This is a genomic window from Streptomyces sp. NPDC002935, from assembly GCF_040611295.1.
In the GTDB taxonomy this organism is placed as follows: Bacteria; Actinomycetota; Actinomycetes; order Streptomycetales; family Streptomycetaceae; genus Streptomyces.
Genome location: NZ_JBEXNW010000018.1, coordinates 139,983 through 158,762 on the forward strand (window position 1 = coordinate 139,983; position 18,780 = coordinate 158,762).

Sequence of the window (18,780 nt, forward strand, 5' to 3'; positions counted from 1 at the left end):
GCGGACGTTCACATGTCCAGCACGATACGCGCACCCCGCGTACGCGAGACGCAGATCAGCATCGAGTCGTCACGCTCCGCGTCCGTCAGCAGTTCGTCCCGGTGCTCGATCTCCCCCTCCAGGACCCGCTGTTGGCAGGTCCCGCAGAATCCCTGCTCGCAGGAGTAGAGCGTGTCGGGCAGTTCCGCCCGTACCGCGGCGAGGACCGTCGAGCCGGCGGGCACGGTCACCGTGCGTCCGCTGCGCCGCAGTTCGACCTCGAAGGCGGTGTCGCCCTCGCCGGACGCACGGGCCGTGAACCGCTCCAGATGCAGCGTGCCGCCCTCCGGGATCCGTGCCTGGACCGCCGCCGTCAGCCCGTCCGGACCGCAGCAGTAGACCGCCGCGCCCTCGGGGAGGCCGGCGAACAGCGCGTCCAGGTCCGGCAGTCCGTCCTCGTCCTCCGCGACGACGGTGACCCTCGCGCGGTCCAGCTTCTCGATCTCCTCCAGGAACGGCATCGAGGCGCGGGTCCGGCCGCCGTACAGGAGCCGCCAGTCGGCGCTCTCGCCGAGGGCCCGCAGCATCGGCAGGACCGGGGTGATCCCGATACCGCCCACGACGAAGACGTACGCCGGCGCGTCCACGAGCGGGAAGCGGTTGCGCGGTCCGCGCACCTCGACCTCCATGCCCTCCCGGAGCTGTTCGTGCACCTCGCGCGATCCGCCCCGCCCGTCCTCGACCAGCCGGGTCGCGACCGTGTACGAGGAGGTGTCCTCCGGGTCACCGCACAGCGAGTACTGCCTGACGAGCCCCGACGGCAGCACCAGATCGAGATGGGCCCCCGGTTCCCAGGGCGGCAGGTCCGCTCCTTCCAGGCGCAGTTGGACGACGCCGTCGGCGACCCGCTCGTGCCGGGCGACCAGCAGCCGCAGGGCCCGTGAGCGGGGCCGGCCGGAGATCGGGTCCTCCAGGGCCGGCAGCGGCCACAGCGGTGACACCCCGATCCGGCGGCGCAGCGCCCGCCGGACGAGCAGGGCCGCACCCGCGACGGCCACGACGGTCCGCACCTTGGGCATCACGCGGCACCGGCACCCTTCTCGGCGACCGAGGCAGCCGTAGCCGTAGCGGCCGTGGCGGCCGGCGAGGACGCCAGGTAGGCGACCGCCTGCTCGGTGGAGCCCTCCTGCGAGGGGTGGTACGTGCGGCTGAGGTAGCGGGGGATGGACCTGAGCATGTCCCCGGTGGTCGGCAGCACGCCCCGTTTCCCGCCGATGTAGAAGTCCTTGAGGCTCGCACTGCCGTTCGCCAGGGTCGGATCGTTCTCCATGAAGAACCGGGCCCCGCGCTGCCACAGGAAGACGAGCGCGGTGAACGCGGTCGCCCAGGTCCGTGCGCGCCGCCGGTAGCTGCCGTCGACGTGGAGGAACAGCTCGAACGCCACCGAGCGGTGCTCGACCTCCTCCGCGCCGTGCCAGCGCAGCAGGTCCAGCATCGTCGGATCGGCGCCGCGCCGGTCCAATTCCTCGGCGTTCAGGACCCAGTCGCCGAGGAAGGCGGTGTAGTGCTCGATCGCCGCGATCAGGGCGACCCGCTCCAGCAGCCACCACTTCCGCGCCTTGCCCGGGGGCAGGGTCCGGTCGCCGAGCAGCTTCTCGAAGAGCCAGTCGACCTGCGCGGTGTACGGCGTCGGGTCGAGCCCCAGCTCCTTGAGGTGGGGCAGCACCTCGTCGTGCGCCTGCGAGTGCATCGCCTCCTGCCCGATGAACCCGATGACGTCCTCGCGCAGCCGCTCGTCGCGGATGAGGGGCAGGACCTGCCGGTACACGTGCACGAACCATCGCTCGCCGGCCGGCAGCAGCAGATGCAGCACGTTGATGGTGTGCGTGGCGAACGGATCGTCCGGCACCCAGTGCAGCGGCGTGTCCTCCCAGGAGAACGACACCTTCCGCGCCTTGAGCGCCGTCCGCTCGGACTCGACCGGCCGGGGCAGCCGGGCCTGCGTGTTAGACATGGCGTCAATGTACTGACGGGTAGGCGCACGGAGAAGCCCTGTGCGGCTACTTATTTACATCCCTGTCAGCAATTCCTGCCTGCCTGCCTGCCCGGCTGCCTGCTGGTTCAGCGCAGCCCGGTGATGCCCCGGCCGTCGGCCAGGGTTCCCTTCAGCTCGGCCTGCGCCCCCTGCTTCGTCCGTACGGCGAGCAGGGACCCTTCCGCCGACCCGCGCACCCCGCCCGTCGCGTCGACCGACGTCGTGCCCTTGCTGCCGGCCGCGAGGAGATACCAGGCGCCCGCCCCCGACTTCCACAGCACGCCGGCCAGCACGTGCGGGTCGCGGGAACCGCACGCCGGGGAGTTCTCGGCCTTCGCGGCGACCGCCCCGTACGTCCCCCCGGGGGTACGGAACTGGGCCAGCACCCGGGTGCCGCCGCCCCGCCAGGTGTCGGCGCGGGTGCACACCCACTCCGCCGATCCGCTCGCGTCGGGCAGCGGCTGCCGCGCGTACTGCCAGGCGTTCACGGACCGCACGCCCTGTGACCGCACGGGGGCGAGGGAGCACGCGAAGGGTGCCCACCCGTGCAGGCTCTCGGCGCCGGACGCCTCCCGGGGCGCGGCGGGCCGGCCCGAGGTGAGATGGGCCGGGGTCAGCTCGCCGAGGTCGGTCAGCAGATGGGTGCCGGAGCCGTCCTTGATCTGGAGCACGTTCCACGAGGTGCACGCGCCGGTCTGCGGCGGTCCGGCCAGCGGGGAGGTGGCGCCGTCCGCGGACAGGGTGAGGTCCATCGCCCCCGCGGAGGGCTTGAGCAGGTCGCGCTCGGAGGCCTTCTTCACCCACGGGGCCGTCAGGTAGCGGACGTTGCCGTCGGCCCGGCCCAGCACCACCGCGCTCGCCTCGGCTCCGCTCGCCCCGTCGACCCGCGCGAAGTCGAGGGCCGCGCCGCCCGTGCCGTCCCTCGGCTCGGCGTAGCGCGCGATGCGCAGACCGTCGTAGAGGAGCACCACGCGCGCCTGGTCGACCTCGCCCGCGTACAGCAGCTGGGGCGGTCCGGGCGGGGCGCCGGAGGGCGTGCCGGGTGTCGCCGAGACCTGCACGGACTCGCCGGGCCTGGCCCAGACGGCGAGCGCGCGGCGCAGCAGCGCGGTGTCCTGGACGAGATCGCCGCGCGCCGGCCACACGGAGAAGTCGGTGCGTGCGGAGGACTCCCAGGCCGCGGCGGCCACCCGCTCCAGCCTCGCGGGGTCGAGGGCGGCCTCGGCGGCCGGGTTCTGCGCGTAGGAGGGAGCCGCGGCGCCGTCCGGGCCCCAGCCGTCGCCCGGCAGCCCGAGCAGCGCGCCGCACACGGCCACGGCGGCGGTGGCGGCGAGCGCGGCCTTCATGTGCTGCCTGCGCCGCAGCAGGTCGGTGGGCCGGGCGTGCAGCGAACAGGGGTCGAACTCGGGGGAGTCGAGCAGCGCGTCCCGCGCTTCGACGCCCGCGGCCTCCTTCAGCGCCGAGGCCGGGTCCGCGACGCCCGCCGCCGCCAGCACCCTGCGCAGGTTCGCGTCGGACAGTCTCTCCAGACCGCGCAGCACATACGCGGCGCGGGCCGGCCCCGAGAGCGCGGACAGCCGCTGGTCCAGGGCGAGTTCGTCGGCGCCGCCCGAGCGGGGGAAGAGCCGCAGGCCCCACACGTGGGGGAGGAGGGGCGGCAGCTGGGACCGCTTGGGCCATGCCCGCCGCTTCAGCGGCAGCCCCGCCTCCAGTGCCGTACGCACCACCTGGAGGCGTACGAAGGCGTAGCCGGGGTCGCCGTCGCGGCCGGCGCCGCTCTGCTGCGCCGGGATGACCGACGCGTCGCCCGAGGCGCGGCCACGCGGCAGCGCGCGCTGGGTGAGGGCGTGCGCGGTCAGCACCCGGCGGTTGCGGCCGAGGCTCGGCGGAAGCATCAGATAGGCGAGCCGGACCAGCCGCGGGTAGTGCTCGACGAGCGCCGCCTCGGCCTGCTCGACGTCGACGACCGCTCCGGAGGAGGGTGCGGGGCGCGGGGCTACATCCTGTGACTGCACGTTCAGCAGAACGAGCGACTCGGTGGATGGTCACCGGCCCCGCCGAGGGCTCAGCTCTCGGAGTCCTCGGGCTCCACGAGCAGGCGCGCGTAGTTCGCCATCGACCGCTGGTAGCGCGGCAGATGGGGGGCCAGGGCGCCGATCACCAGCGAGAGGCCCTCACGTTCGCGGCCGAGGTCGGCGAGGCAGAGCGCCAGACAGGCCCGCACCGCGTCGTCCAACTCGTCGGAGGGACCGTCCAGTTCGGGGGTGAGGAGCTTGACGCCCTCGTCCGCCTGGCCGATGTTCCGCAGCGAACTGGAGAGCTGGATCTTCGTGCGCCGGCCCTTGTATCCGCTCAGTCCGCGGGCCAGCGCCTCGCGGTACAGCGGTACGGCCCGGTCGGAGTGGCCCGTCGAGTCCCAGGCGCAGGCCTGCTCGAAGGGGCCGAGGGGGCTGTCCGCGGGCAGTTCGGCGACCAGGGTGTCGATCACCGCCCGGAAGTCCGCCGCCCGCTCTTCCTCGTAGTCGTCGAAGGTGGCCCAGGCGGCCGCCGTACGGTCTTCCCAGTCTTCGTTCACGGGTGACACCCTCGCACAGCTGTACCCCTGGCGGTATCGGGTTCACCACCCGGGGGCGCGGCCGATTGAGCACGGGGCCGCCGGGAGCCGTATCGAAGGCAGAGCCCTCGCCGGGGCTCTTCTCGGCGTGAGCGCCGACAGGTACCGGAGGAACGTATGAGGTTGACACGCGAGAAGCTTCTGGCCGGGGCGGCCGTGGCCGTCCTGCTGGCGCTGACCGGCTGCGGCGGCGGATCGGACGACAAGGGCGCGGGGGCGAAGGAGACCGTCCCGCCCACGGCGACCGGCAGCCTGGAGGACCTGGCGGCCGAGGTGAAGTGCAAGCCGAGCATCCAGACCGACGCGGACGAGATCCGCCAGGGTGTCTGCAAGATCAGCGCCGGCAAGTTCATCCTGGCGACCTTCGCCACCGACCGCGGCCAGCGCGAGTGGCTCAACGGCGCCAAGGACTACGGCGGGTCGTATCTCGTCGGCGCCAAGTGGGTCGCCGTCGGGGACCAGAAGATGGTCACGACGCTGCGCGGCCAGCTCGGCGGGACCTTGGAGGAGGGGGCCTCGCACCACTCGGGAGGTAGCGGTGGTGGGGGAACCGAGACCGAGCACTCCGGTCACCACAGCGGCTGACCGCGCAGGACTTGGGGAGAAAGAAAGCCGGTGGCGGGAGATCCCGCCACCGGCTTTCTCAGGTGTTACTTACAACGCTGGCCGTTGTTGATGCAGGTGACCATCTTGTTCATCAGGGCGTCGTCGAAGACGTTGATGAAGTCGTCGTGGTCGGTGGTGGCCTTGTGCAGCTGCTCGGGGAAACCGTCCACCGCGTAGGCGTTCTTGATCTGCCCGTTGGTGAGGGTCGGGGCCCGGAAGCCGTAGACAAGCCGCATCGTCAGCTGCGGGATGGCCTTGAAGCCGTTCGCGCAGTTGCCCTGGGCGTCGGCGAAGGCCACGTGGGTGCGGTGGTTCGCGCTGTCGGCGTTCACACCGTCCCAGCAGCTCTGGAAGGCGAAGGTGCGGACCACGGTGCTGCCGCGCGGGCAGATCGGGTACTGCGCCGTCAGCTGCACCTTGTTCTCGAAGCCGGTGCAGCTCCAGTGGGCGTTGGCGTTCGCGAGACCGTTGGTCGTGGTCTTCGCGTCACCGGTGATGATGCGCAGGAACTTCGGCATCGCGACGACCTTGCTCTTCGCGTTGCCGACGAACTTGATCTGCGCCTGCTTCACCTGCTGGATCTGGCCGACGTTCAGTTCCTTGCCGCCGCCGTCGTTGTTCTGGTCGAAGTCCTGCGTACCGTTCTGGATACGCACGACCGGCCAGTAGTACGACGACTTGTCGCCCTGGTTGGCGCAGGAGGTCTGGGCCGCCGCGAACGTGTCGTTGTTGGCGAAGGCGTCGTTCGACTGGTTGCCGACGTAGTCGTGCAGGTGGTGCGCGCCGTTGGTGACACCGGGCGCCACGATCACGTTGTCCGTGTTGAACTTCTTGTTCGCGTTGACACCGCAGGACGTCGAGAACACACCGGACGAACCGGCCGCCTGGGTACGGGCCTTGCGGGCCACGTTCGGCTGGACCTTCGTGATGTCCACGAAGTCGGCCGCCACCGGACCGTTTCCGGCCTGACCGCCGTTGCCGGCCTGCGCGCCGCCGGCAGGAGCGCTGGCACTGGCGCTCGCGCCGGCACCCGCACCTGCTCCGGCACCCGCACCGGCGCTGGCACTCGCCGACGGACTGGCCGCGGCACCGCCGCCGTTGTTCTGCCCACCGGCATTCGTCTGGTCGGCGGGCTGCCCCGCGCAGGAGGAGAGACCGTCGAGCCAGCCCGGAGCCTTTCCGCCGACCCGGTTGATCTCCAGCTTGATCCGGTCGATGATCACCGACCGGTTGTTCTTCAGCGGCGTGAGGATGGAGTTCTGGACAAAACTCGCGTCCCTCGTCTGCGCGTCCCGGGTGGTGGCGAGCCGCTGGTAGGCGGCGGTGATCTGCTGGTCGAGCGTGGCCAGCTCCCCATCGACCTCACCCCGCGCCTGGTTCGGAACGTTGGTCAGCTTCTGACCGACATCCGGACAGGTGATGGTCGCCACCTGCGCGGTGGCGGCCTTGGTGGTGTTGGGAGACGAGTTCTTCTCGTGTGCCGAGGCGTAGAAATTCGCCCAGACAAGCCCACCCCCACCGATCGCGAGCGCTGCCGACGCGGCAATGGCCCGAACGGCCAGCGGCGAACGGCGTTTACGTGTGTTGCGTCCCATGGAACTCCTCTGACTTCCTTGCGGGGCAGCGAGGCGCCCGACAGGAGTGAAGCGGCTCCTTTCCATACGCGCGAGGCGGGTGAGGTGTTCAGGCGCCTCAGAAAAAACTTAGAAGTTCCACAGACCAATTCGGGCACAATGGGCTCAGAAGCCCGCGAATTCACGGGAGTTGATCTCGCTATTCAGGTTTGACGGCGCTTTTTGACTGAAATTCAGTGAGCGCTCCGGTTCACATGAGTGAGCACCGGGTGAGGGCGCCCCGGCATCGAACAGAGCCCGCCCCTGGCTCCAACTCCCCGCATCCACGGCTGAGTTCGGGGCCGCTCGGCCGACGCCCCTTCGCCGGCCATGCGGCAGCCCCTTCGCCGGCCGCGCGGCCGCCCCTTAGCCCGCCACATGACCGCCGCCCACAGCTCCCGACTTCTGCGGTGATCTCGAAAGCCGTATGTCCGATGCATGCGGACCGAGCCGTCGCGCAAAAGGGGAGCTCGGATCCAGGGCTCAGATCCCGAGGACCTTCGCCTCCACCGCGGGATCCAGTCCCACCGCCGGCCGGTCCGTCCGCAGGGGTGGCACTCCGCCGCGCGACCGGAGCCAGCTCCACGTGTCGGCGACGGTCTCCTGGACGGGCCGGCAGCGCAGCCCCGCGCGCACCGCCCGGGAGACGTCCGCCGAGTACAGCGCGGCCTGGTAGTCGCTCCCGGGCGGCACCCACGCCGGCAACTGGGTCCACGGCTCGATCCCGGCGGCGAGGACCACCTCGGGCTCCGTCCAGCGGAGCTCGGACCGCGCCCCGGTGACCCGCACGCACGCGTCGAGGAGTTCCCCCATCGTGCTGTGCCCCGGGGGACCGGCCAGGTTGTACGCCCCGTCGAGGTCCGCCTCCACCGCCCCGAGCGTCCACTCCGCGAGGTCCCGGACGTCGATGTACCGGAGCGGCAGCTCCCGCGGCCCCGGAGCGAGCACGGGACCGCCCGCCGCGATCCGGTTCAGCCACCACGGCAGCCGCCCGATGTTCTCGTACGGCCCGAGGATCAGCCCGGACCGCACGAGCAGCGATCGCCCGGTCCCGAAGGCGTCGAGCACGGCCAGCTCCCCGCCCCGCTTGTCCCGGGCGTAGTCGGCCCCCTCCGCGTCGGGCGACGCCCCGTCCACGAGCGGCGTGTCCTCGTCGTACCCGGCCTTCGGAGGCCACGCGTACACGGAGCAGCTCGACACGTACACATGGCGGGACACCCGCCCGGCCAGCAGGCGTGCCGCGTCCCGGACGACACGTGGCGCCGCCGACCACGTGTCGACGACGGCATCCCACTCGTCCGAGGTCGCGGCGAGTGCCGCGAGCCCGTCCGGTGCGGTGCGGTCGCCCAGCAACGACCGTGCCCCGGACGGGGGTTCGTGCCGTCCGCGGTGCAGGACGGTGACGTCCCACCCCCGGGCGAGCGCCGCCTCCACGACGGCACGCCCCACGAACTCCGTACCGCCCAGCATCAGAAGTCTCCGCGTCATACGGAGGACTCTGCACCGACCGCCCGCCCTGTGGGACGGAATCTGCCGACAGAAGATTCGTGAGGTGTGCCGACGCCCGGCCGAAGGTGGGTCAACGCCCGTCCGAAGACACGCAATCCCCTGACCGGAGGCGTCAACGGCCGCTCGGCGGGGTGTACTTGTAACCCACTCGACGCACCGTCTGGATCGCCTGCCGGTGCTGCGTCCCGAGCTTGCGGCGCAGCCGCGCGACATGGACGTCGACGGTCCGCCCGTCACCTACGTGCCCGTAGCCCCACACCGTGGAGACCAACTGGTCGCGGGTGTGCACCCGGTGCGGATGCCGGACGAGATGTGCGAGCAGCTCGAACTCCAGGTAGGTGAGGTCCAGCACCCGCCCGTCCACCTCGGCGGTGCGCTGCACGGTGTCGACGCGCACCAGCGGGTCGGCGCCGCCGCCGTCGACGGCCGACGGCTGGGTCCGCTCCGTCACGGCGACCGGCAACAGGGGCTGCTGGTCCGCCGGTACGAGGACCAGGTAGCCGATCATCGGAGGCTGCCCCGGCAGGACCGGCAGCGCGTGCTGGGGAGCGGGCAGCCAGGTGGCGCCCGGCGGAAGGAAGTCGGCGACGTCGTTCCCCAGGCTCTCACCTTCGTTCGAGCGGGGGAGGCCCCAATCCTCGTCCCGGTCGACGGCACGCAGTCGGTGTCGTCCCGGAGCGGTCGAGGGGGTGGAGGCCGTCGCGACGGAGGAAAGGGAACGAGTGGTCGCCATGAGAGGTCAGCTCTTTCGCGCGAGAAGTTCGTCGGGAGGATCGACGACCGCGAGTTCGTGGTCGGGGCCGTCGAGGACGTACGTCGTGCGCGCTGGCCGAAGGCCGGGGTGTACGGCTTTAGAGGGCCGGCGCGTTCATCGCGCGGCAACACACCCGGTCGAAGTCGTGGTGCTGACGGGAAGGCCAGAAGGGCTCGAGGTCATGGCGACCCGTCGCGGTGCACTTCTGGAAGCTGGCCATGACTCCATTGAAGCAGAAGCCGGAGCCCGGCAGGAGACTCCTTTCAAGGGCCGGACGTCTCCTTGGCGTGAACTTGACGGTGCGGACCCCTATCCGACCAGGCGCTTGTGCCACGTCAGTTCCGTGACCTGGATCGCGGTCTCGGGGGAGCCGTCCCACTGTGTGGACAACCCGGCCGCGTCGAGCGCCGCGACGACCTCGCGCCCGACGCCCGCCGTGGTCTCGACCGACCCGTCGAACCCGCCGTAGAGCAGGGTCAGTCCGTGTCCCGCCGCGGCGCTCTCCGTGCACTGGGAGTGGAAGTAGACGAAGCCGCGCGCTCCCTCGCCGCGCTCCTCGGCCATCTCCGTGGTGCCGCAGTTGCGGCAGCAGGTGAAGTTCTCGCGGGCGGTGATGCCCTTCGCGTCGAGCGCCTCGAAGACCTCGGTGAGGCGCTCGGGATCGGTGGCCCCTTCCCAGGTCTCCTGCTCGGCCAGCCGCTCCGTCCACAGCCGGTCCACGAGCTCCCGGGCCTGCGCCCTGGACACCGGACGACGGTCGCCTTCGACGAGACACTCCTCGGCGTCCTCGGTGAGCTGCGCCCGGTCCGCGTACCCGCAGCGCAGCAGCTCCCTGATCCGGACCTCGACCTCCTCCCGTACGTCCGCGGGGAGTTCCGGGACGTCCTGCGGGACGTCGTGGCCGAGCGGCTCCCAGGTGATTCCCGTATCCCAGTCGGCGTCCTTCCGGGCCCACCCCGCCATCGCGGCCGCGACCCGGTCACGGTCACCCAGAACCGTGCCGAAGAAGCGGTCGCGGCCCTCGCGGTGCTCCAGCTGGTACTCCCCGCCGTGCTCGTGCCACACCTGGACGAAGACGTCCGGGATGTCGGGTATCCGTTGCACGATCAGGAAGTGGTCGCCGTCGCCGCCGATCCGGTGCACCAGCTCGCGCAGCCGCCCGGCCGAAATCCGCGCGTGCTTCTGTCTGTTCTCCGTCTCGACCTTGATGGTGAGGGACTCGTCGCGCTGCATGGATCAAGACTGGCACGCCCCACTGACAACGCGACGGGCCTGAGCGGCAGAAGGGGCGCCCGCCGGATCGGCGGGCGCCCCTTCGTGGGCATGCGGGGATCAGACCTGGTCGGCCTTCTCCAGGGCGGTGCAGCAGGTGTCGACGATGAGGCGCGTCACGACGTACGGGTCGACGTTCGCGTTCGGACGACGGTCCTCGATGTAGCCCTTGCCGTCCTTCTCGACCTGCCACGGGATGCGGACCGAGGCACCGCGGTCGGAGACGCCGTAGCTGTACTCGTTCCACGGGGCGGTCTCGTGCAGGCCCGTCAGGCGGTCGTCGATGCCGGCGCCGTAGTTCTTGACGTGGTCCATCGGCTTGGAGCCCTCACCGAGCGACTCGCACGCGGTGATGATCGCGTCGTAGCCCTCGCGCATCGCCTTGGTGGAGAAGTTGGTGTGCGCGCCCGCGCCGTTCCAGTCGCCCTTCACCGGCTTCGGGTCCAGCGTCGCGGAGACGCCGAAGTCCTCGGCGGTGCGGTAGAGCAGCCAGCGGGCGACCCACAGCTGGTCCGAGACCTCCAGCGGCGCCAGCGGGCCGACCTGGAACTCCCACTGACCGGGCATGACCTCGGCGTTGATGCCGGAGATGCCGAGACCCGCCTTCAGACAGTTGTCCAGGTGCGCCTCGACGACGTCACGGCCGAAGATCTCGTCCGCGCCGACACCGCAGTAGTAGCCGCCCTGCGCGGCCGGGAAGCCGCCCTCGGGGAAGCCGAGCGGGCGCGAACCCTTGAAGAAGGTGTACTCCTGCTCGATGCCGAAGATCGACTCCTGCGCGGCGAACCGCTCCGCGACCTCGGCGAGCGCGGCACGGGTGTTGGACTCGTGCGGCGTCATGTCGATGTTGAGGACCTCGCACATGACGAGGATGTCGCCGCCGCCGCGGATCGGGTCCGGGAAACTGGCCACAGGCTTGAGTACGCGGTCCGAGGCGTGTCCCTCGGCCTGGTTCGTCGAGGAGCCGTCGAAGCCCCAGATCGGCAGCTCGGCACCCTTGGCGTCATCGGCCAGGATCTTCGTCTTGGAACGGAGCTTGGCCGTCGGCTCGGTGCCGTCGATCCAGATGTACTCAGCCTTGAAGCTCACGGGCCACATCCTTCGGGGTGGGTCTTGAGTCGCACTTGCGGGTGCTGCGGCGCTGCGGCACCGGTGCGCCGCTGGGGATGCCGCGCAGCCTGTCAACCAGCGATTTCCCGATCATTGCCCGAATGTGAACCCCGTGTTACCTGGGCTGTGTGTGCCCGGTCTCACACGACCTGCTCGGTTGCCGTGCCGCGCGCCCGAGTGTTCGCGACCGCGATCGGCCGGCCCGTCGTCCGTCGGGTCCCGCAGGTCCGGCGGGGGTCTGCTCGTATGCGATGTGCGTGGAAGCGGTACGGGGGATGTGGTCCGGTTCCGCCCCTGTTGCCTGCTCATGCGAAAGCCCTGCCGCTTCCGACCCGGAGGAATCGGCCGCGGCAGGGCTTTCGGACTGTTCCGGCCGTTATCCGACCTTCTCGATGCGGGCCTTGCGGATCAGGAACTTGCCCGGCTCCCGGACCTGTTCGAAGGCCGCGTTGTTCAGCAGGACGCAGCTGCCGGAGACCGAGGTGACCTGAACGGTCGTGGACTTGTTGTTGTCCAGGTTGGTGACCTTCAGCTTCGTCCCGGCCGGGAACTGGTTGCTGGACGCGGCCGGTGCGCCGCCCTCGCCGGAGAGCGTGACGGTCGAACCGTTGCAGACCTGCTGGCCGGTGGCGGCGCCACCGCCGGCGTTGTTCGCGGGGGCGGTCTTCGCCGGAGCCGACGGGGCGGGCGCGGCCTGGGCCGGTGCGGACTGCGCCGGCTGCTGCGGTGCGGTCTGGGAGTCCTGAGCCGATTCCCCGACCGCGCAGTTGGACGCCTGCTGCTGAACCTTGATCTGCGCGATGACGGCCTCGCGGTTGGCGATCCTGGCCGCCGACTGCGCGTCGGGGGCTGCCCGCTGGCCCTCGATGAACTTCTGGTTGTTGCCGAGCGCGGTGGCCAGGCCCTTGCAGACCGTCGAGGTCTGCGCGTTCTGCACCGACGCCGCGTTCGAGGTGGCGGCGAGGGCGAAGGCCCCACCGCCGGCCACGGCCGCGGCGCTGACCAGCAGAGCGATCTTCTTCTTGGTGCTGAGAGTTCTCCTACGCGACACACGAGCCTCCAGAGTGTGGGGGAGCGATACGCCGCTATGTACGAGATGCCGAACGCAGTTACTCAACGGTTACGGCAATCACTTAAGTAACCTGGGTCACACCGGAGTTGAGCGGGCGAGCGAGCGCAGGCGGCCCGGCACCGCCCGTTCGCCCGCGCCTCTACCGGGACAGGGCGTCCCGCACCGCCTCCTCCGTGCGGCCCACCACGGCCGTTCCGTCCTCCGCGGTGATGATCGGCCGCTGGATGAGCTTCGGGTGTTCGGAAAGCGCCCTGACCCACCGGTCCCGGGAACCGGCGTCCCGCGCCCACTCCTTGAGCCCGAGCTCCTTCGCGTCGGCCTCCTCGGTCCGTGTGATGTCCCACGGTTCGAGGCCCAGGCGGTCGAGGACGCCGCGGATCTCGTCCTCGCTGGGCACGTCCTCCAGGTAGCGGCGGACGGTGTAGTCGGCACCCTCCGCGTCGAGCAGGCTGATCGCGCTGCGGCACTTCGAACAGGCCGGGTTGATCCAGATCTCCATGCCGCACACGTTACGGGAGACGCCCTCGTGTCCTGGTGTCACGGCCCCCTCAAAGCCCTTGTGGCCAGCGGCTTTTGTCAGTGCTCGGCGGTAGAATAGAAGCAGTGTTCGAGGGTGTCGCCGGGAGGTCCGGACGGCGCCCTGACCGCGACAGGAGGATGCCTGTGCCCGCTGCCGCTCTGAAGCCGCTGCCCACCCAGTCCACATCCAAGAGGGCGGTCCTGCTGGACCTGCCGTACGAGCCCGTGGAGAAGCGCCCGCTGCCGCCGGGGCGCCCCCGCGACTGGTACGTCACGCACAATCGCCGGCTCAAGGCGATGCGCCTCGCCATCGCCCTGCTCGACTCCGGTGTGTACGTGCCGAACCAGGCCCGCAACGAGAAGATCCGCAGCACCGCGGAAGTCATCGGCGTCCACCCGCCGTCGGACACCACGTGCCACATGGTGCGTGCGCTGATGCGGTACGCCCGCTGATGGGACAAGCCCGCCGATGAGTTGAGCGCGCCGCACCACCGGTGCCGGGTGACTCCGCCCCCGCGGCGGGACCACCCGGCACCGACTCCGGCACCGACTCCGGCACCGACTCCGACTCCGGCACCGACTCCGGCACCGACCCCGGCACCGACCCCGGCACCGACCCCGGTCGTCAGTCGGCCGACAACTCCCGCTCCAGGGGCGTCCGGAAGCGTGGTGTGACCCGGGTCTGCCCCACCCACGCCTGCAGGCGCCCGGCCTCCGCCGAGATCGCGTCCCGCGCCTCACGGCCTACACCCTCGGTGTCCAGCAGCCGCCAGACGATCTCGCCGTCGGACCGCTGCGCCCATCCCCCGACCACCCGGCCGTCCCACCACACCGTCGGCCCGACATTGCCGCTGCGGTCGAAGAGGGCGGGCCGCAGGGACGGGTCGAGATACCAGTCCCGCTCCTGCCGGCCCATGGGCGTCGGATCGAGACCCGGCAGCAGGGCGGCCCAGGGTGCCGCCGCCCCGGCGACCGGGCCCTCGTCGCCCGCCGCCACGTACCCCGTGATCCCGTCGTCGAGCGAGACGGCCTGCGCACCGATCGCGGCCAGCGTCCGCCGTACGTCGGTGACCTTCCACCCCGTCCACCACTTCAGGTCGGCCTCCGTGGCGGGCCCGCACGCCGTGAGCCAACGGCCCAGCAGCTCGGACCGGGCCTCGGCGGGCGGGAGTTGCGGGTGCGGTGGAGCGACCGCCCAGCGGAACTGGCTCGACGTCCAGGAACCGAGCGGGCGCCCGCGCACCACGCGGCCCTCGACGCCCAGCACCCGCATCAGCCGGGACGACACGGTCTGCGGACTCTCGTAGCTCTTCCCGGCACCGTAGGTGAACTGCTCCTTCAACCGCGGTTCGTCCCGCGTGAGTTCGTTCACCGTGGCCTGTCCGCGCCGGGCCAGCGCGGCGAGCGCGGACGCCTCGACCTGGGTGAGCCACTCCTCGGTCAGCCGCCCGTCGCTTCCGGTGACCAACTCCTTGACCAGTCCGGCACGGGCCTTCGCCGCGATGTCGAGCCCGGTCGAGGCATGCACGACGGCGGCCAGGCCGGTGGGGAACACGAACACGGTGTGCCGCATGCCGTGCATCCGTACGAGTGTCCGGTCCTCGTACAGCGCCCGGTCGACCTGCGCCACCGTCGCCCCGGCGTCCGCGAGACGCGCGCCCACCGCCAGGTACACCGTCGCCGGATCGGTCCCGTGCAGCGCGACCAGCGAATCCGCGACCTCCTCGGGGGTCGCCGCCCGCGCGGTGCCCACGAGCCGCTGCCGCAGCCCGAGCCGTGCCCGCCGCTCCGCCACCCCGATGTGCCGCGGCTTCCCCGTCACGTCGCCTCCGTCCATTCGCCTCGCACTCCGCACTCCGCACTCCGCACTGCGCACTGCGTGCTCCGTGCTCCGTGCTCGTTGGCCCATCCTCTCGAACGCCCGCCCGTCACAGGAAAGGACTCACCCGTTCGTCGTAGCCGGGCATGCGGCGGCCCTGCCCGCGGCCTTGACTGGGGCCACCGCGACGAAGCGGACACCCGGAGGCGAACCAGGACCACGTGGGGAGAGACGATGCATCAGAGGAACGGCATACGAGGACCGGTCCGACTGATCCTGGCCGTGGCCGAGCTGGTGGCCCTGGCCGCGTCGCTGACCGCCTGTTCGGACGACAGCAGCCCCTCCGACACCGCCTCCAAGGCCGCGTCCGCCGCTTCCAAGGCCGCGTCCGCCGTCTCGGAGGCCGCGTCCGCCGCCACCCAGGCCGGTGACGCCCTCGCCTCCGCGTCCGCCGAGGCCGGCCGGAAGTTCGACGAGTTCAAGAACGGCGTGGACGCCAAGGACGAGGTGAAGCTCGACGGGAACGCGAGCCCCGACTCCGACGGGCGGGTCACGGTCAAGGTGACCGTCACCAATCCCACCTCCTCGGCGAAGTCGTACGTCGTCCAGGTCGACTTCAGCGACCCGAGCGGCAACCTCCTCGACACGACCGTCGTGGCGGTCGACGACGTCGCGGGCAACGGTTCCAAGGACGCCACCGCCCGCAGCAACCGTTCCCTCACCGGTGACGTCAAGACCACCGTCGCCCGCGCAGTAAGGCACTGACCGCCGTGCTCCGGAACAGTGGCACGGCCACCTCGGCGGACCGGTCCGCCCAGGGCCGGGCGGCGCGCAAGCGGGTCACCCGATCCGCGCACGGCGCCTGGATCCCCGCCGCCGACCGACCCGACCCCGTCGGCGTCCTGCAACAGCAGGGCAGGGACAGGCTCCCGGAACTTCTGCCGATCCGGTACGCGCGGATGACGGCGTCACCGCTCGCGTTCCTGCGCGGGGCCGCCGCCGTCATGGCAGCCGACCTGGCCGCCCAGCCGCACACCGGGCTGACCGTCCAGCTGTGCGGCGACGCCCACCTGCTGAACTTCGGCCTGTACGCCTCCCCGGAACGCTCCCTGCTCTTCGACCTCAACGACTTCGACGAGACCTTCCCCGGACCCTTCGAGTGGGACGTCAAACGGCTCGCGGCCAGTGTCGCGGTCGCGGCCCGCGAGAACGGCCACAAGGAGGAACACGTCTTCGGCGCCGCACGGGCCGCGACCGGGCAGTACCGCGAGACCATGCGCCGACTGGCCCGCCAGGGCGAGCTGACCGTCTGGTACCAGCACATCGACGCCGATCTGCTGCTGCCTCTGGTCCGCTCCGGCCGTCGCCGCCGACGCGTCGAGGCGACCCTCACCCGGGCCCGGCGCCGCACCAGCCTGCACGCGCTCGGCAAACTCACCGAGACCGTCGACGGCCGCCGCCGCATCATCCACGACCCACCCCTGCTGGAACCGGCCGGATCCCTCGACATGGCCTCGCTTCGCAAGATCTTCAGCGACTACCGTTCCACGCTCCCCGAGGAACGCCGCCTGCTCCTCGACCGCTACCGGTTCGTCGACGCCGCCCGCAAGGTCGTCGGCGTGGGCAGCGTCGGCACCCGCTGCTTCATCGTGCTCCTCGCCGGGCGGGACGCCGACGACCCCCTGTTCCTGCAGATCAAGCAGGCCGGACGGTCCGTACTCGAACAGCATCTGCCCACCGGCCCGTACGTCCATCCCGGGCGCCGGGTCGTCGCGGGGCAGCGGCTGATGCAGGCCGCCGGTGACGTCTTCCTCGGCTGGACGACCGGTCCCGAGGGGCGGGCGTTCTACTGGCGGCAGCTGCACGACATGAAGGGGGCCGCGGACATCGCCGGCATGAGCCCGGGCGAACTGCGCACCTACGCCCGGCTCTGCGGCACCGCCCTGGCCCGCGCGCACGCACGCTCCGGCGACCGCATCGCGATCGCCGCCTATCTCGGCGGCGCCGACACCTTCGACCGCGCCGTCGCGGCCTTCGCGCTGCGCTACGCGGACCGCAACGACGCCGACCACGCGGCACTCGGCGCGGCGGTGATCGCGGGCGTGGTAGCGGCGGCCCCGGGCGTGTGAGACCCCGTTCGGCCCCGCCCCTCGCGCCCCAATCCGCCCGGCCGTTCAGGCGCCGGCGACTGTCCGGACCGGGTCGCCGAGTCCGGTGAGGGCGAGGTCCACAAGCCGCTGCCGGTCCTCGGCGTGATCGCGGAACCAGAGGCCCAGCATGTGATCGGCGTCGGGCAGTTCGAAGCGGGTGAAGCGGGCACGGGCGGTGAGCGCGTCCGCGACAGCCTCCGTCACCGCGGGCGGGATGACCGCGTCCGCGGCGGGTACGGCGAGTACCGCGCGCCCCTCGTACGCCCGCAGTACGTCGAGCGCGGGAGCCCGCCGCCAGCTGTCCGGGGTACGGATGATCCGGCTGAAGCGGCTCTGTGCCGCCTCGGTGCCGTCCTGCCGGGAGGTGCCTTCCGCGTCCTCGAACGGAAGGGGCCAGGCCTCGGCGGCGTACACCGCGGGCGCGCACAGCACGAGCGCCACAGCGCGTCCCCCGTAGTGCCGCGCGAGATCGGCCACCGTCTGGCCGCTCATGCTGAACCCGACGAGGATCAGCGGGGCGCCCGCCGAAACCCTCGCGTCGATCACCGACACGGCCTGCTCGAAACGCCGCCGAAGGCTCAACTCGCCCAGTGCGCCCGTGCTTTCACCGTGTCCGGAGAAGTCGAGGGCGAGCCCCGCGCAGCCGCGGGCGGCGAAGTCGTCGAGCAGCGGGAGCAGTCGCTCTTTGCTGCCGTTGCCCGCGCCGTGCAGGAGGACGGCGGTGGCCGCGCCGCCGCCGAAGTCGTCCCCGCCGCCGCTGACGCAGCTCAGTCGTTCACCGTCGTGGTCGTGTGTGAAGGGAGAGAGCATGCCCCCAATTTACGCATGCGGTCGCGCCGCTCCGGAGGAGGGCGCGGCGTGTGGGACGTCGCCCGGGTGACGGGAGTGACGGGCGAATTCCCTTTCCGTGAAGGGTGGTTGGCGGGGTGGAACCGTCGGCTCAGGAGGAGGACGGAGCGCCGCTCGTGTCCGGCTTGGTGGTGCTGATCGTCGGCGACGGCGCCGCGGCACCTGCTCCGGGTGTGGCCGCAGGGCCGGTTCCGGGTGTGGCCGTGGCGCCTGCTTCCGGCGTGGCCGTCGGGCCCGTTGCCGGTGCGGCCGAACCGCCCGTTTCCGGTGCCGCGGTGCCGCCGGCCGACTTCGCCTGCGCCGCGGCGACCGCGTCGCGCAGCGCGTCCTCCTGCTCCTGGCTCAGCGAGGTCTGCACCAACTGGCCGCCGAACTGGGCGATCTGGGGGATGACCTTGTCCCCGGCCGCCTGCTTGACCAGAACGAACAGCGCGGCGGCGCCCGGCCTCAGGTTCTGGCTGAGATCCTTCATGAATCTGTCGTTGATCCCGGTGTCCGTGACCGCGCCCCCGGCGGCGCCGGCCGCCGCGCCCACCGCCGCGCCGAGCAGCGGCGCCAGGAAGAGCAGTCCGATGACACCGCCCCACAGGGCGCCACCGGCCGCGCCGACGGCCGTGTGGCTGACCGCCTGGTGCAGCTTGATCCTGCCGTCCTCGCTCCGCTCGACGACGACCGCGTCCTCCAACTCGACGAGATGCGCCTTCGACAGCTCGAACAGTTTGTCGCGCACCTGGCTCGCGGTGGCGACGTCGTCGTAGGCGATGACGAACAGATTGCTCATGAGGGGCACCCCTTATGTCGATTTCGTTCGACTTTATAGCGATATCGAGAGGGGTGCAGGCGGGAGAAATCCAGATGCGTGGGAGCGACCACGCTCCC

General features: G+C 71.4%; 18 protein-coding genes. 4 read left to right on the forward strand and 14 right to left on the reverse strand.

The features are described 5' to 3' along the window. Nucleotides 1–8 precede the first annotated feature (8 nt). The 4 genes from ABZX90_RS24625 to ABZX90_RS24640 form a co-directional block, all read right to left on the reverse strand. Nucleotides 9–1,058, reverse strand: coding sequence for a PDR/VanB family oxidoreductase (locus ABZX90_RS24625; protein WP_351122104.1), 1,050 nt, complete (start codon nt 1,056–1,058; stop codon nt 9–11). Next, complete coding sequence (locus tag ABZX90_RS24630; RefSeq protein WP_355208016.1) at nt 1,058–1,993, reverse strand: metal-dependent hydrolase; 936 nt, start codon at nt 1,991–1,993, stop codon at nt 1,058–1,060. Before ABZX90_RS24630 ends, ABZX90_RS24625 begins: the two co-directional genes overlap by 1 nt. A 107-nt stretch (nt 1,994–2,100) precedes the next feature. Continuing rightward, complete coding sequence (locus ABZX90_RS24635; RefSeq protein ID WP_355208019.1) at nt 2,101–4,029, reverse strand: hypothetical protein; 1,929 nt, start codon at nt 4,027–4,029, stop codon at nt 2,101–2,103. Between the two features lie 50 nt (nt 4,030–4,079). Continuing rightward, on the reverse strand, nt 4,080–4,589 hold the full coding sequence (locus ABZX90_RS24640) for a tetratricopeptide repeat protein (RefSeq protein WP_355208022.1): 510 nt from the start codon (nt 4,587–4,589) through the stop codon (nt 4,080–4,082). A gap of 156 nt (nt 4,590–4,745) precedes the next feature. Between ABZX90_RS24640 and ABZX90_RS24645 the strand changes: the two genes are divergently transcribed. Continuing rightward, on the forward strand, nt 4,746–5,213 hold the full coding sequence (locus ABZX90_RS24645; RefSeq protein ID WP_355208025.1) for a hypothetical protein: 468 nt from the start codon (nt 4,746–4,748) through the stop codon (nt 5,211–5,213). A gap of 65 nt (nt 5,214–5,278) precedes the next feature. Here ABZX90_RS24645 and ABZX90_RS24650 read toward each other — a convergent pair whose 3' ends face one another. The 7 genes from ABZX90_RS24650 to ABZX90_RS24680 form a co-directional block, all read right to left on the reverse strand. Continuing rightward, entirely contained in the window at nt 5,279–6,829 is a 1,551-nt protein-coding gene (locus ABZX90_RS24650; RefSeq protein ID WP_355208028.1) for a DUF1996 domain-containing protein, read from the reverse strand. 501 nt (nt 6,830–7,330) lie between these two features. After that, the gene (locus ABZX90_RS24655) at nt 7,331–8,317 is read right to left on the reverse strand and encodes an NAD-dependent epimerase/dehydratase family protein (RefSeq protein ID WP_355208116.1); all 987 of its coding nucleotides are present in this window, start codon (nt 8,315–8,317) and stop codon (nt 7,331–7,333) included. Nucleotides 8,318–8,468: 151 nt separating this feature from the next. After that, nucleotides 8,469–9,089: a winged helix-turn-helix domain-containing protein gene (locus ABZX90_RS24660; protein WP_355208031.1), complete on the reverse strand. Its 621-nt coding sequence runs from the start codon at nt 9,087–9,089 to the stop codon at nt 8,469–8,471. Between the two features lie 330 nt (nt 9,090–9,419). After that, entirely contained in the window at nt 9,420–10,343 is a 924-nt protein-coding gene (locus tag ABZX90_RS24665) for a hypothetical protein (RefSeq protein WP_355208033.1), read from the reverse strand. Between the two features lie 99 nt (nt 10,344–10,442). Beyond that, complete coding sequence (glnII, locus tag ABZX90_RS24670; protein ID WP_355208036.1) at nt 10,443–11,471, reverse strand: glutamine synthetase; 1,029 nt, start codon at nt 11,469–11,471, stop codon at nt 10,443–10,445. Nucleotides 11,472–11,868: 397 nt separating this feature from the next. After that, nucleotides 11,869–12,543 carry a hypothetical protein gene (locus ABZX90_RS24675; protein ID WP_351122124.1) on the reverse strand — a complete coding sequence of 225 codons (675 nt, stop codon included), beginning with the start codon at nt 12,541–12,543 and terminating at the stop codon, nt 11,869–11,871. Between the two features lie 160 nt (nt 12,544–12,703). Continuing rightward, on the reverse strand, nt 12,704–13,063 hold the full coding sequence (locus ABZX90_RS24680) for an arsenate reductase family protein (protein ID WP_355208039.1): 360 nt from the start codon (nt 13,061–13,063) through the stop codon (nt 12,704–12,706). A gap of 164 nt (nt 13,064–13,227) precedes the next feature. Between ABZX90_RS24680 and ABZX90_RS24685 the strand changes: the two genes are divergently transcribed. Further along, nucleotides 13,228–13,536, forward strand: coding sequence for a hypothetical protein (locus tag ABZX90_RS24685; RefSeq protein ID WP_351122130.1), 309 nt, complete (start codon nt 13,228–13,230; stop codon nt 13,534–13,536). Between the two features lie 172 nt (nt 13,537–13,708). Here the strand turns inward: ABZX90_RS24685 and ABZX90_RS24690 are convergent, their stop codons facing one another. Further along, nucleotides 13,709–14,905 carry a winged helix DNA-binding domain-containing protein gene (locus ABZX90_RS24690; RefSeq protein ID WP_351122132.1) on the reverse strand — a complete coding sequence of 399 codons (1,197 nt, stop codon included), beginning with the start codon at nt 14,903–14,905 and terminating at the stop codon, nt 13,709–13,711. A gap of 231 nt (nt 14,906–15,136) precedes the next feature. Here ABZX90_RS24690 and ABZX90_RS24695 point away from each other — a divergent pair, with 231 nt between their 5' ends. Beyond that, nucleotides 15,137–15,667, forward strand: a complete 531-nt coding sequence (locus ABZX90_RS24695; protein WP_355208043.1) for a hypothetical protein — start codon at nt 15,137–15,139, stop codon at nt 15,665–15,667. Between the two features lie 5 nt (nt 15,668–15,672). Further along, on the forward strand, nt 15,673–17,031 hold the full coding sequence (locus tag ABZX90_RS24700; protein WP_355208045.1) for a DUF2252 domain-containing protein: 1,359 nt from the start codon (nt 15,673–15,675) through the stop codon (nt 17,029–17,031). A gap of 45 nt (nt 17,032–17,076) precedes the next feature. Here ABZX90_RS24700 and ABZX90_RS24705 read toward each other — a convergent pair whose 3' ends face one another. Beyond that, complete coding sequence (locus ABZX90_RS24705) at nt 17,077–17,862, reverse strand: alpha/beta fold hydrolase (RefSeq protein ID WP_355208048.1); 786 nt, start codon at nt 17,860–17,862, stop codon at nt 17,077–17,079. 130 nt (nt 17,863–17,992) lie between these two features. After that, nucleotides 17,993–18,682 carry a DUF1269 domain-containing protein gene (locus ABZX90_RS24710; protein WP_351122142.1) on the reverse strand — a complete coding sequence of 230 codons (690 nt, stop codon included), beginning with the start codon at nt 18,680–18,682 and terminating at the stop codon, nt 17,993–17,995. Between the last annotated feature and the right edge of the window lie 98 nt (nt 18,683–18,780).